Source organism: Mycobacterium sp. NPDC006124 (assembly GCF_040614235.1).
In the GTDB taxonomy this organism is placed as follows: Bacteria; Actinomycetota; Actinomycetes; order Mycobacteriales; family Mycobacteriaceae; genus Mycobacterium.
On the sequence record NZ_JBEXUA010000004.1, the window covers coordinates 416,074 to 427,900 of the forward strand.

General features: G+C 69.0%; 12 protein-coding genes. 3 read left to right on the forward strand and 9 right to left on the reverse strand.

The features are described 5' to 3' along the window. Positions 1-8: 8 nt before the first annotated feature. Genes ABZ195_RS11620 through ABZ195_RS11640 form a run of 5 tightly spaced genes read right to left on the reverse strand, consistent with a single transcriptional unit; the run spans position 9 to position 6,003 of the window. The gene (locus tag ABZ195_RS11620; protein ID WP_355217713.1) at positions 9-815 is read right to left on the reverse strand and encodes a CoA ester lyase; all 807 of its coding nucleotides are present in this window, start codon (positions 813-815) and stop codon (positions 9-11) included. Beyond that, on the reverse strand, positions 815-1,303 hold the full coding sequence (locus ABZ195_RS11625; protein ID WP_355217715.1) for a MaoC family dehydratase: 489 nt from the start codon (positions 1,301-1,303) through the stop codon (positions 815-817). The genes ABZ195_RS11620 and ABZ195_RS11625 overlap by 1 nt, the downstream gene beginning before the upstream one ends. Continuing rightward, positions 1,300-2,460: an acyl-CoA dehydrogenase family protein gene (locus ABZ195_RS11630; RefSeq protein ID WP_355217717.1), complete on the reverse strand. Its 1,161-nt coding sequence runs from the start codon at positions 2,458-2,460 to the stop codon at positions 1,300-1,302. The genes ABZ195_RS11625 and ABZ195_RS11630 overlap by 4 nt, the downstream gene beginning before the upstream one ends. Further along, the gene (locus ABZ195_RS11635; protein ID WP_355217719.1) at positions 2,457-4,448 is read right to left on the reverse strand and encodes a biotin carboxylase N-terminal domain-containing protein; all 1,992 of its coding nucleotides are present in this window, start codon (positions 4,446-4,448) and stop codon (positions 2,457-2,459) included. The genes ABZ195_RS11630 and ABZ195_RS11635 overlap by 4 nt, the downstream gene beginning before the upstream one ends. A gap of 4 nt (positions 4,449-4,452) precedes the next feature. Next, positions 4,453-6,003, reverse strand: coding sequence for a carboxyl transferase domain-containing protein (locus tag ABZ195_RS11640; RefSeq protein WP_355217721.1), 1,551 nt, complete (start codon positions 6,001-6,003; stop codon positions 4,453-4,455). 91 nt (positions 6,004-6,094) lie between these two features. Here ABZ195_RS11640 and ABZ195_RS11645 point away from each other — a divergent pair, with 91 nt between their 5' ends. Further along, positions 6,095-6,709, forward strand: a complete 615-nt coding sequence (locus ABZ195_RS11645; RefSeq protein WP_355217723.1) for a TetR/AcrR family transcriptional regulator — start codon at positions 6,095-6,097, stop codon at positions 6,707-6,709. Here ABZ195_RS11645 and ABZ195_RS11650 read toward each other — a convergent pair. After that, positions 6,706-6,861, reverse strand: coding sequence for a DUF6131 family protein (locus ABZ195_RS11650; RefSeq protein WP_263999203.1), 156 nt, complete (start codon positions 6,859-6,861; stop codon positions 6,706-6,708). The genes ABZ195_RS11645 and ABZ195_RS11650 overlap by 4 nt on opposite strands. A gap of 30 nt (positions 6,862-6,891) precedes the next feature. Further along, a complete protein-coding gene (locus ABZ195_RS11655; protein ID WP_355217725.1) occupies positions 6,892-7,107 on the reverse strand; it encodes a hypothetical protein in 216 nt (71 codons plus the stop codon). Positions 7,108-7,264: 157 nt separating this feature from the next. Between ABZ195_RS11655 and ABZ195_RS11660 the strand changes: the two genes are divergently transcribed. Then, the gene (locus ABZ195_RS11660) at positions 7,265-8,047 is read left to right on the forward strand and encodes an MmpS family transport accessory protein (RefSeq protein WP_355217727.1); all 783 of its coding nucleotides are present in this window, start codon (positions 7,265-7,267) and stop codon (positions 8,045-8,047) included. On the opposite strand, the gene ABZ195_RS11665 is transcribed toward ABZ195_RS11660, so the two are convergent. Further along, on the reverse strand, positions 8,044-9,363 hold the full coding sequence (locus tag ABZ195_RS11665) for an MFS transporter (RefSeq protein WP_355217729.1): 1,320 nt from the start codon (positions 9,361-9,363) through the stop codon (positions 8,044-8,046). The genes ABZ195_RS11660 and ABZ195_RS11665 overlap by 4 nt on opposite strands. 33 nt (positions 9,364-9,396) lie before the next feature. Between ABZ195_RS11665 and cmrA the strand changes: the two genes are divergently transcribed. Continuing rightward, positions 9,397-10,203, forward strand: coding sequence for a mycolate reductase (cmrA, locus tag ABZ195_RS11670; protein WP_355217731.1), 807 nt, complete (start codon positions 9,397-9,399; stop codon positions 10,201-10,203). A gap of 4 nt (positions 10,204-10,207) precedes the next feature. Here the strand turns inward: cmrA and ABZ195_RS11675 are convergent, their stop codons facing one another. Further along, positions 10,208-11,812 carry a helicase HerA-like domain-containing protein gene (locus ABZ195_RS11675; RefSeq protein WP_355217732.1) on the reverse strand — a complete coding sequence of 535 codons (1,605 nt, stop codon included), beginning with the start codon at positions 11,810-11,812 and terminating at the stop codon, positions 10,208-10,210. Between the last annotated feature and the right edge of the window lie 15 nt (positions 11,813-11,827).

Sequence of the window (11,827 nt, forward strand, 5' to 3'; positions counted from 1 at the left end):
GCCGGATCTCATTCACCGGCGAGCTGGACGACGCGCTGAGCGCGCCGCAGCACCGGCATGTCCACCATCTGACCGTCGAACTGGAAGACGCCCCGCTGCGAAACCGCAGCCTCGAGCACCGCCCGCGCCCACGTCACCTGGTCACCCGTCGGGGCGTAGGCCGCTCGGATGACGGCGACCTGCGTGGGATGAATGGCCACCTTCGCGTCGAAGCCGACGGCGACGGCGTCGTCGGTCTCCGCGCGCAACCCGTCGAGATCCCCGATGTCGAGGTACACCGAGTCCAGCGCCAGCCTCCCGAAGGCCTTCGCCGTCAGGAGGGTCTGGGAGCGAACGTGTCTCACGACGTCCCGGTAACCACCGTCGGGCCACCGGTTCGCGGTGCCACCGGTCGCCGCGACGAGGTCCTCGGCACCCCACATCACGGCGACGGTGTTCTCGGCCCGCGCGATCTCGGCGACGCTCAGCGCGCCCAGCGGCGTCTCGACGAGCACGACGACGTCGAACGGCGCCAGCGACCGGACCTGCTCGGCGGTCTCGGTCTTGGCCAGCATCACCGTCACGTAGTCGGTCTGGGCCAGCGCCGCCAGGTCCAGGGCGTGCTCGGCCGTACCGACCGGGTTGAGTCGCACCACCGTCGTCGACGGGTTCAGCCGGGTCTCGATCAGCGCGGTCCGGGCCGCCTCCCGGTCCGCGGCCGCCACCCCGTCCTCCAGGTCGAGGATCACGACGTCCGCGGCCGCGGCAGCCTTGGCGAAGCGTTCGGGGCGGTCGGCGGGACAGAACAGCCACCCGGGTCCAGGTGGGAGCACCATCAGGACTCCGCCGCGGGCCGCTTGCGCACCATGGTCTTTCGCGATGCCGTGGCGACCACGTCACCGTGCTGGTTGCGCCCGACGTGGGAGAACGTGACGATGCCCTCGCCCGGCCTGCTCTTCGACTCCCGGGTGTCGAGCACCTCGGTCTCCGCGTACAGCGTGTCACCGTGGAACAGGGGCTTGGGGAACGCGATCTCGCCGAAGCCGAGGTTGCCCACGATCGTCCCCTGCGTCAGCTGCGCGACCGACAGCCCGACCAGCGTGGAGAGCGTGAACATGGAATTGACCAGCCGCTGATTGAACGGCGGCAACGCGTCCGCGAAGGCGGCGTCGAGGTGCAGTGCCTGAGTGTTCATGGTCAGCGTGGTGAACAGGACGTTGTCGGCCTCGGTGATGGTGCGCCCGGGCCGGTGCTGGTAGAGCACGCCGGTCTCGAACTCCTCGAACCACAGTCCCCGCTGGGTGATTACCCGCTTCTCCGTCACAGGCCCGCCTCCCGGGCGATCAGCATCAGCTGCACCTCGGTGGTGCCCTCACCGATCTCGAGGATCTTGCTGTCGCGGTAGTGCCGCGCCACCGGGTACTCGTTCATGAAGCCGTAGCCGCCGAACACCTGAGTGGCGTCACGCGCGTTGTCCATCGCAGCCTCGCTGGCCACCAGCTTGGCGACCGCCGCCGCCTTCTTGAAGGGCTTGCCCGCCAACATGAGTGCGGCCGCGTCGTAGTAGGTGGCACGGGCCGCGTGAGCGCGTGCCTCCATCCGGGCGATCTTGAACGCGATGGCCTGATACCGGCTGATTGGTGAGCCAAACGCCTCTCGCTCCTTGGCGTAGCGAACGCACTCGTCGACGCAGCCCTGCGCCGCTCCGACCGAGACCGCGGCGATCGCGATGCGACCCTCGTCGAGGATCTTCAGGAAATTGGCGTAGCCGCGGCCACGTTCGCCAAGCATGTTCTCGTGCGGCACGCGGACGTCGTCGAAGCTGAGCGGGTGGGTGTCGGAGGCATTCCAACCCATCTTGTCGTAGGCAGGTTCGGCGGTGAATCCCTTCGTGGGTACCGGCACCAGGAAGGCCGAGATGTCCTTGTGCCGGCGATCGATACCGGTGACCGCGGTGACGGTGACGAGCTTGGTGATGTCGGTGCCGGAGTTGGTGATGAACTGCTTGGTGCCGTTGATCACCCAGTGGTCACCGTCGAGTTTGGCGGTGGTCCTGGTGGCCCCGGCGTCGGTGCCGCCGCCGGCCTCGGTCAGGCCGAATGCACCGAGTGCCTTCCCGGAGGCGAGCAAGGGCAGCCACTCCTGCTTCTGGGCGTCGGTTCCGAAGCGGTACACCGGCATCGCGCCGAGGGAGACACCGGCTTCCAGGGTGATCGCGACGCTCTGATCGACCTTGGCGAGTTCCTCCAACGCCAGGCACAACGCGAAGTAGTCCCCGCCCATGCCGCCGTACTCCTCCGGGAAGGGCAACCCGAACAGACCCATGTCGGCCATGCCCGCGACGACCTCGTAGGGGAACGAGTGCTCGCGGTCGTGCTTGGCGGCCACCGGTGCGACGACGCTGCGGGCGAAGTCGCGGACCGTCTTGGCCAGCTGCTCGTAGTGGTCGGGAAGCGTTCCGGTGGAGAGGAATTCGCTCACGGCTTTGACTCCTTGATCGTTGCGATGATCCGGGCCATCGGCTGACCCACCTTGACCTGGTCGCCGACGGCGACGAGTAGTTCGACGACACCGTCGACGGGTGCCGCCAGCGCGTGTTCCATCTTCATGGCCTCGACGGTGACGACGACGTCTCCGGCCGCGACCTGAGCGCCGTCTCCGACGCCTACCGCGACCACCGAACCGGGCATGGGGCTGACGAGTTCGGCGTCGCCCGCGTGTGCGGCGTCGGCCCGCACCGGCGCCTCGCGCACCTCCTCGATCGAGACCGTGCGCCCGCCGCCAGCCAGCCAGATCACGCCGTCCGCGGCCGCGATCACGTACTGCGACCGCAACCCGTCCAGGGTAACGGTGAGCACGCGACCGTCGAGACGTGCTGCCAACGAACGGGTCTCGCCGTCCTCGATCCGGGCCGTCGCCCGCTGCGGAGCGCCGCAGACGTGCACGTGCTCGGTGCGCCCGCCCGCCCGCAGTCGGATCGTCGTCGGCGCGTGGACACCGGTGCGCCAACCCGACGGGACCGCCCACAGGTCGCCCGGTGTGGCCGGCCAGCGGGACAGCCAGCGGTAGGCCGCGGCCGCGACGAACTCGTCGTCGGTGGCTGCGACGCCGACGTAGTCGGGTGTGCGCCGGTCGAGCAGACCGGTGTCGAGCCGGCCGGCCGCCACGTCTGGGTCCGCGAGCAGGAAGCGTAGGAAATCCACGTTGGTGGTCACCCCGAGCACCGCCGTTTCGGCAAGCGCCCCGTCCAACGCGGCCAGCGCGGCGGGTCGGTCCTCGGCGTAGGCGATGACCTTGGCGAGCATCGGGTCGTAGTCGCTGCCGACGACGGTGCCGGCGCGGATGCCCGAATCGACCCGTGCGGAACCGGATTCGAGAACGTCGAGCACCGTGCCGCCGGTCGGCAGGAAGTCGCGGGCCGGGTCCTCGGCGTACACGCGGGCCTCGACGGCATGCCCCGTAATGACCACGTCGTCCTGACCGAGCGGCAGTGTGCCGCCCGCGGCGATGCGCACCTGCAGCTCGACGAGGTCGACACCCGTGACGAGTTCGGTGACGGGGTGCTCAACCTGTAGCCGGGTGTTCATCTCCATGAAGAAGAACTCGTCGGGCCGGTCGGCGGAGACGATGAACTCGACGGTGCCCGCTCCCGAATAGTCGACGCTGCGGGCGGTGTCGCACGCCGCCGCACCGATGCGGGCTCTGGTCGCCGCGTCCAACAGCGGCGACGGTGCCTCCTCGATCACCTTCTGGTGACGCCGTTGCAGGCTGCACTCGCGCTCGCCGAAGTGGACGACGTTCCCCTCACCGTCGGCGACTATCTGCACCTCGATGTGCCTGGAATTCAACACGAATCGCTCGAGGAACAGGGTGTCGTCGCCGAATGCCGACGCCGCCTCACGCCGCGCGGACACCAGCGCGGCGGCCAATTCGGATGCGTCGTGCACCACCCGCATGCCCTTGCCTCCACCGCCGGCGGACGGCTTGACCAAGACGGGGAACCCGACGTCGCCGGCACCGGTGATCAGATCCTCGTCGGTCAGACCGGGTCGCGAGATGCCGGGGACCACCGGCACGCCGAACTTCGACACGGCCGCCTTCGCGGCGATCTTGTCGCCCATCGTCTGGAGCGCGCCCACCGGCGGCCCGATGAACGCGATGCCGGCCGCCGCGAGCGCGGCCGCGAAATCGGCGTTCTCGGAGAGGAATCCGTAACCGGGGTGGACCGCGTGGGCACCGGTGCGCTGGGCCGCGCGCACCACCGCGTCGACGTCGAGGTAGCTCAGCCGGGCCGGCGCGGGCCCGAGCCGCACCGCCACGTCGGCCTCGGCCACGTGACGCGCCTGCGCGTCGGCGTCACTATAGACGGCCACGGAACGGATTCCCATGGTGCGCAACGTGCGGATCACCCGCACGGCGATCTCGCCGCGGTTGGCGACCAGTACGGTGCCGAAGGTCTTAGGAGTCATCGCGTCACATCCGGAAGACGCCGTAGGACACGGGCTCCAGCGGAGCCTGTGCGACGACGGACAGGGCCAGTCCGAGAACGGTTCTGGTGTCGGCGGGGTCGATGACGCCGTCGTCCCAGAGCCGGGCCGTGGAGTAATAGGGGTTGCCTCGTCGCTCGTACTGCTCGCGGATGGGGGCCTTGAAGGCCTCTTCCTCCTCAGGGGTCATTACACCTCGCACGGTCGACAGCACCGAGGCGGCCTGCTCGCCGCCCATCACCGAGATCCGCGCGTTGGGCCACATCCACAGGAAGCGTGGCGAATACGCCCGCCCGCACATCGAGTAGTTGCCCGCCCCGTAGGAGCCGCCGATCACCACGGTCATCTTTGGCACCCGCGCGCACGCCACCGCCGTCACCATCTTGGCGCCGTGCTTGGCGATGCCACCGGCCTCGTAGTCACGGCCCACCATGAAGCCGGCGATGTTCTGCAGGAACAGCAGGGGCACCGAGCGCTTGTCGCACAGCTCGACGAAATGCGCTCCCTTGACCGCGGATTCGCCGAAGAGCACGCCGTTGTTGGCGACGATGCCGACGGGATGGCCGTGGATGCGGGCGAAGCCGGTCACCAGCGTCGTGCCGTACTCGGCCTTGAACTCGGTGAACTCCCCTCCGTCGACGATGCGGCTGACCACCTCGTGTACGTCGTACGGGACGCGCGAGTCGACGGGCACCACGTCGTAGAGCTCCGACTGATCGGCGACGGGCTCGACCGTCGGTGCCACGTCCCACGGGGTCGGCGTTCGCGGTCCGAGGGTGGCCACGATGTTCCTCACGATCCGAAGGGCGTCGCGATCGTCGTGGGCCAGGTGATCGGTGACGCCGGAGACTCGTGCGTGCAGATCGCCGCCGCCGAGCTCCTCGGCCGTGACCACCTCGCCGGTGGCGGCCTTCACCAGCGGTGGTCCGCCGAGGAAGATGGTGCCCTGGTTGCGCACGATGACGGCCTCGTCGCTCATCGCGGGAACGTAGGCGCCACCGGCGGTGCAGGAGCCGAGCACCGCGGCGATCTGCGGGATGCCCCGCGCGCTGAGATTGGCCTGGTTGAAGAAGATCCGACCGAAGTGCTCGCGATCGGGGAACACCTCGTCCTGGCGCGGCAGGAAGGCACCGCCGGAGTCCACGAGGTAGACGCACGGCAGCCGGTTCTGGCCCGCAATCTCTTGGGCCCGAAGGTGTTTCTTGACGGTGATCGGATAGTAGGTGCCGCCCTTGACCGTCGCGTCATTGGCGACGATCATGCACTCGCGGCCCGACACCCGACCGACGCCCGCGATCATGCCGGCGCCGGGACACTCGTCGTCGTACATCCCGTCGGCGGCCAGCGGGGCCAATTCCAGGAACGGGCTGCCGGGGTCGAGTAGGCCGTCCACCCGGTCGCGGGGCAACAGCTTGCCCCTGCTGACGTGGCGTTCCCGCGCACGCGACGAGCCGCCGAGCGCCGCGACCGCGAGCTTGTCGCGCAGCTTCGCCACCAAGGTCAGATGCTGGTCACGATGGGTGGTCTGCGTGGGCAATGGCCGATCCGTTCAGTTTGGTTAACCGTCGCTAACTGATGCTATGTTAGTCATCATTAACCGAGAAGGGTAATCGGCAAGAGGGGTAGAGGTGTCCACGGCGAAGACGTCGACCACGGCAGGAGCGACTCCTCGCAGCCGGGCCAAGTCCGACCGTCGATCCCAACTGTTGTCGGCCGCCGAACGGCTGATGGCCGAACACGGTTTCCTCGGCGTGCGCCTGGAGGACATCGGCGCCGCCGCGGGCGTGACCGGACCGGCGATCTACCGCCACTTCCCCAACAAGGAGGCCCTGCTCGTCGAACTCCTCGTGGGCATCAGCACGCGCCTCCTGGAGGGCGCGACCAAGGTCGTCGCCGGCGCGTCGGAACCGGCGGCCGCGCTCGACGGACTGGTCGACTTCCACCTCGACTTCGTGTTGACCGAACCCGAGCTGATCAGAATCCAGGATCGCGACCTGGCCCACCTGCCCACCTCGGCCAAACGACAGGTGCGCCGTGCGCAGCGTCTGTACGTCGAACTGTGGGTCAAGGTGCTGCGCACCGTGGACGACGAACTCATCGACGCCGACGCGAGGCTAGTCGCGCATGCGGCATTCGGACTGCTCAACTCCACCCCGCACAGCGTGCGGCCGGGAACGGTGCGAGATTCCTCCCGGTCGATGCTGCGGGCCATGACGCTGTCCGCGCTGACCCGCCGCAACTAGTACCAGACGCGGCGTCCGCCGACGGCGTGACCCAGCGCGCCAAGCAACCAGAACACCGCGCCGATCACCAGGGCGACCACCCCGACGTAGGTCAACACCGGTACGGCGAAGACCAGACCAAGGATGACCAGAAGTACACCGAGGGCGATCATGACAGCACTCCTTCGTCGATGACTGGTTCGTTACTGGCTGGGCTGGGGGACGTTGATGTTGCAGTCGGCCACCTTCGGATTGGCTCCCGCGTAGTTCAGCGGTCCCGCGACCACCGTGAGCGCGATCGTTCCGGCTGTGGCACAGCTGGTTTCGGAGGTCTTGAAGTAATCGCGCTGATATGCGGCGAATGCGCCGATCAGCAACCACACCAGCAGGATGGTGCCGATGATTCCGCTGCCTCGCATGCTGAACCTCCATGTCGCTGACCGCCCGTGCGGCGTCGCGACGGGTTTACCCGTCCGACAATTGCGGTAAACCCCGCCGCGCCGCCTCGCCGGCAGTCGATCCCGGCGTCGAGGGGGCCCGACGCCAACGCAGGTACCCTGCAGACATGAGGTGCAGATGACGGATTCGTCGCGCCGCGACGGGTGGGACCAACAACACCCCGGCACGTACAACTACCCCGCCTACCCCGGATCGCCGTACGGCCAGCAGGCGCCGCACCAGGCCGCCGGAGGCGCGGGTGGCGACACACAACGGCCCACCGAGCATCTGCCCGCCTATTCGCCGTACGGCTACGACCCGTACTCGACGGGCTCCTACGGGCCGCCCAATTCACCCGGCGGAGCGCCGCCGCCCGAACCACCCAAGCCCGACGGACCCAATCCACGGCGATGGCTGTGGGCCGCCGCCGGCATGGTCCTGCTCGTCGTCCTCGGCATGGTGATCGGGCTGGTCATCGTCGACAGCTCCCACCAGGACACCGTCGTAGCACCACCGCAGACGCCGATCGAACCCACCGTGACGCGACCGTCGACCCCGAGCAGCACCGTGCCCACTCCCACCACCACGCTGGCGCCCAGCACCTCGGCGACACCCGGCGTGACCCCGCCGACGACGACCAATCCGGCCGACACCCACACGGTCGTCTACTCGGTCGCCGGCGAGGGCCGGGCCATCAGCATCCTCTACCTCGACAGCGGCGGCGTGCTGCAGACCGAGTTCAACGTGATGTTGCCGTGGCAGAAGGAAGTTCAACTCGCCGGGGCGGCCAACAGCTCGGCGAGCGTCAGCATCGTCAACGTCGGTCGCGAACTCACCTGCTCGATCACCATCGACGGCACCGAGACTCAGCAGAACACCGGAACGGGGCTGACGTTGTGCACCGCCCTCGGCGGTCGCTAGGCCCCGTGCCGCGGCACGCGCACGAAGCAGATCGCCAACAGTCCCAGCGCCAGGACGGTCACGAGGCCGCCCATGCCGGCTCGGTCGGTGCCGAACACGGTGATGAACGTGGTGAACAGGATCGGCGCGAGGAACGTCGCGGCCCGCCCGGTCGTCGTGTACAACCCGAACGCGGCACCTTCCTTGCCCTCCACCGACATTCGCAGCATCGTCGTGCGCGCCGAGGACTGGATGGGGCCGATGAACAGGCACAGCAGCAGCCCGCACACCCAGAAGGCCGCCGGCCCGTACAGCGTCATCATCACCAGGGCGATGGCGATCATCGCGACGAGCGACCCGACGATGATCGGCTTGGATCCGATCCGGTCGTCGAGCAGGCCGCCCACGACGGCCCCCGTCGCCGCGACCACCAGGGCGCACATGCCGAAGACCAGTACGTCGGCCCCCGACACCCCGTAGGCCGAGACGCCCAGCACCGCGCCGAAGGTGAAGATGCCCGTCAACCCGTCCCGGAAGATCGCGCTCGCCGCCAGGTAGTAGACGACGTTGCGGTCGCGCCGCCACTGGTCCTTGAGATCGGCGCCCAACTTCCGGTAGGCCCCGACCACACCGGGTGCGGCACCCGGGGCCTCGGGTGCCGTCGAGTCGACGCGCCCACGGGCGCCCACCACCAACGGCAACGCGAATGCCGCAAACCACGCCGCGGCCACCAGCACCACCAGCCGCACCGGCCAGCCGTCGTGGGCCGGCACGCCGAACAGTCCGCTGGTGTCGCCGTCACCGCCGCCGATGAACCCGAAGTACGCCACCAACAGCAGCAGCACACTGCCCAAATATCCTGACGCCGCACCTAATCCGGAGATCCGGCCTGACGTCGACGGCGTGGACAGGTCGCGCAGCATCGCGTTGTAGGGCACCGTCGCCAAGTCGCTGCACGCCGCGGTGACCGCGAGCAGTACCAGCCCCAGCCAGAGATAGCGGTGTTCGGGACGGACGACGCTCATCGACGTCGTCAGTACGATCACGACCCCGGTCAGCACCGCCAGGACGGTGCGCCTGCGGTGCGCCGCGTCGACCCAGATCCCCGTGACCGGCGCCAGCGCCGCCACCGCCAGCCCGGCGGCGAACAACGCCCACCCCAGCCATGCCGTCGGCGGCGTGCTGCCCGGCAGACCCGCCCCCACCTCCCCGGTGAGGTACACCGAGAAGACGAACGTGACGACGATCGCGTTGACTCCGGTTGCGCCGCAGTCCCACAACGCCCACGCGACGACGGGGAAACGCCTCGCGGTCCGAGTACCCGCGGGGTTGGTCATGGACGCACTCTATTGGTACCTACGATTGGGCCCATGTCCGTACCCGCTCCCAGTCCCGACGCGCGCGCCGTCGTCACCGGCGCCTCGCAGAACATCGGCGAGGCACTGGCCACCGAGCTCGCCGCCCGAGGGCACCACCTGATCATCACCGCCCGCCGCGAAGACGTACTCGTGGCCTTGGCCGGCAAGCTGACCGAACGCTACGGCGTGACCGTCGAGGTGCGCCCCGTCGACCTGGTCGACCCGGCAGCACGCGACGAGCTGTGCGCCGAGCTCGCCGGGCGCAACGTGTCCATCCTGTGCGCCAACGCCGGCACGGCCACCTTCGGACCCGTGGCCAAGCTCGACGTCGACGGCGAGAAGGCCCAGGTTCAACTCAACGTACTGGGCGTGCACAACCTGGTGCTGGCCGTCCTGCCCGGCATGGTCGAGCGACGCGCCGGCGGCATCCTGATCTCCGGTTCGGCGGCGGGCAACTCGCCGATCCCCAACAACGCGACCTATGCGGCGTCGAAGGCGTTCGTCAACACGTTCAGCGAGTCGTTGCGCGGCGAGGTCAAACCGCTCGGCGTCCACGTCACCGTGCTGGCGCCCGGGCCCGTGCGCACCGAACTGCCGGACCCCGACGAGCAGTCGCTGGTCGAAAGGCTCATCCCCGACTTCCTCTGGATCTCCACCGAGCACACCGCGAAGCTGTCGCTGGACGGCCTGGAGCGCAACAAGATGCGCGTCGTCCCCGGCGTCACCTCCAAGGCGATGTCGGTGGCCAGCGGGTACGCCCCGCGGTCCATCGTGACGCCTATCGTCGGGGCGGTCTACAAGAAGCTCGGGGGCGAGTAGTCCCTCAGCGGCGCCGACGGCGTCGGGTGCCGGTGCCGAACACGCTGCGGGTGATCTCCCGCCCGGCGACGGTGGCCGCCGACCGGATGAAGCTCTTGAAGGCCGAGCTGTGGACGACCTCGTCGACGAAGCTGGGCCCCTCCGGCGGGGGCGCGGCGACCGGGCCGGGGTAGGTCTGCCCACCGAACCCGCCGTCGAGCGGCGGCGGAAGGTCGGGAGCCGGCGGTGGCGGAGCCGGTGCCGGCGGCGGGGCCACCTTGGCGTTGAGGCGCTCGTAGGCCGAGTCGCGGTCGATCGTCTGGCCATATTCCGCCTGCAGGGGCGACGCCTTCGCCGCGGCCGAGATGGCGTCGGGGCCGACGGTGTCCATCAGCGAACGCGGCGCCCGCATCCTGGTCCACGCCACCGGGGTCGGCGCCCCGTTCTCCGAGAGCACGGTGACGATCGCCTCACCGGTGCCGAGCGACGTCAACGCCTCCTCGAGGTCGTAGACGTCGGTCTTGGGGTAGGTGCGCACCGTCTTGGACAGCGCCTTCTGGTCGTCGGGGGTGAACGCGCGCAGCGCATGCTGCACGCGGGCGCCGAGCTGAGACAACACGTCGTTGGGCACGTCGGTGGGCAACTGCGTGCAGAAGAACACCCCGACGCCCTTGGACCGGATGAGCTTCACGGTCTGCTCGACCTGCTCGAGGAAGGCCTTGGACGCGTCGTCGAACAGGAGGTGCGCCTCGTCGAAGAAGAACACCAGCTTCGGCTTCTCGACGTCGCCGACCTCCGGCAACGTGGTGAACAGGTCGGCCAGCACCCACATCAGGAACGTGGAGAACATCACCGGACGGGCCGCCTGCGCGCCCAGTTCCAGCAGGGTGATCACACCGCGGCCCTGGGCGTCGAATCGCATCAGGTCGTCGGGCTCCAGCTCCGGCTCGCCGAAGAAGGTGTCGGCGCCCTCGGCCTCCAGGTTCACCAGCGCGCGCAGGATGACACCGGCCGTGGTCGTCGACACCGCGCCGAGCGCCTTGAGCTCCGCCTTGCCGTCCTCGCCGGTGAGGAACTGGATCACCGACCGAAGGTCCTTGAGGTCCAGCAGCGGCAGCCCCTTCTGGTCGGCCCAGTGGAAGATCAACCCCAGCGTGGACTCCTGAGTCGCGTTGAGCCCCAACACCTTCGACAAGAGGATCGGACCAAAGCTGGTGATGGTGGCGCGGACCGGCACCCCGATCCCGGAGGTGCCCAGCGACAGGAACTCGACCGGAAACGCCGTCGGCGACCAGTCGTCACCGGTGTCGGCCGCCCGCTGGGTGACCTTGTCACCTGGCGCACCGGGACGCGAGAGTCCCGACAGGTCACCCTTGACGTCGGCCATCACCACCGGCACCCCTGCCGCCGAGAGCTGTTCGGCCATGAGCTGCAGTGACTTCGTCTTGCCGGTACCGGTCGCCCCGGCCACCAGGCCGTGCCGGTTGACCGTGGCCAGCGGGATCCGGACCCGCGCGCTGGGGTCGGCGACACCGTCGACCACCACGGCGCCGAGTTCGAGAGCCTGCCCGCCGACGGCATATCCAGCGGCGATTCGCTGTGCGGGGTTGGCGGTCGCGTCTTCGCTCATGCGGGCGACCTTACT

Excerpts from the sequence above, each read along its gene's own strand:
- ABZ195_RS11620 (WP_355217713.1), bottom strand. The coding sequence starts at position 815 with ATGGTGCTCCCACCTGGACCCGGGTGGCTGTTCTGTCCCGCCGACCGC.
- ABZ195_RS11635 (WP_355217719.1), bottom strand. The coding sequence starts at position 4,448 with ATGACTCCTAAGACCTTCGGCACCGTACTGGTCGCCAACCGCGGCGAG.
- ABZ195_RS11650 (WP_263999203.1), bottom strand. The coding sequence starts at position 6,861 with ATGATCGCCCTCGGTGTACTTCTGGTCATCCTTGGTCTGGTCTTCGCC.
- ABZ195_RS11655 (WP_355217725.1), bottom strand. The coding sequence starts at position 7,107 with ATGCGAGGCAGCGGAATCATCGGCACCATCCTGCTGGTGTGGTTGCTG.
- ABZ195_RS11660 (WP_355217727.1), top strand. The coding sequence starts at position 7,265 with ATGACGGATTCGTCGCGCCGCGACGGGTGGGACCAACAACACCCCGGC.
- ABZ195_RS11665 (WP_355217729.1), bottom strand. The coding sequence starts at position 9,363 with ATGACCAACCCCGCGGGTACTCGGACCGCGAGGCGTTTCCCCGTCGTC.
- cmrA (WP_355217731.1), top strand. The coding sequence starts at position 9,397 with ATGTCCGTACCCGCTCCCAGTCCCGACGCGCGCGCCGTCGTCACCGGC.
- ABZ195_RS11675 (WP_355217732.1), bottom strand. The coding sequence starts at position 11,812 with ATGAGCGAAGACGCGACCGCCAACCCCGCACAGCGAATCGCCGCTGGA.